Here is a 486-nt window from a genome sequence, read left to right as displayed (position 1 = left end):
ATCTCATGGAAAATCCAGCCATCCTGTTACGCCGACTTAACTCTTACTGCGCCCGCGCGATGGAAGGCGCGGCCTCCCTGAGCCAGACCCGCGCCCATGCGTCCATCCTGCCAGAGCACCGGCTGCTGACGCTGCTGGCGCGATTCCAGACGGCGATCTGCCGTCCGCTGGACCGGGAAGCGATGCGTGAGAGAGGGGCGATGACGCTGTCGCCGTACTACGGGGTGGAGACGAGGATAAGCGAGGAATGGGGGCCGGGCGGTCAACCGCTGGCGTCAATGGCGGTGGGGAACAGGCCGCGGCGTCAGCAGCTTGACTGGCAGGAAGAGACCGGGATCGGGATGAACTTTAATGACGGTTACGAAGGAGAGACAAAATGAGTGATGCCCTTATCCGGACGGCCGGGGCGCTGGCGCAGCAGCAGCTGAGCCAGTCGCGCTACGGTCTCCGCGTGCATGAGTGCCCCTGGTTTCTTGACGTGCTGCG

The 486-nt window shown here is 64.0% G+C and carries 1 pseudogene; it reads left to right on the top strand.

The features are described 5' to 3' along the window. Window positions 1-5: 5 nt before the first annotated feature. Window positions 6-137 (top strand): annotated as a pseudogene (locus tag GJV78_RS24315) (Clp protease N-terminal domain-containing protein); the annotation flags it as partial. Between the last annotated feature and the right edge of the window lie 349 nt (window positions 138-486).

Source organism: Intestinirhabdus alba (assembly GCF_009711095.1).
Lineage (GTDB): Bacteria > Pseudomonadota > Gammaproteobacteria > Enterobacterales > Enterobacteriaceae > Intestinirhabdus > Intestinirhabdus alba.
The sequence above is the reverse complement of the archived record's forward strand: the minus strand, read 5'-3'. Positions and strand labels throughout refer to the sequence as shown.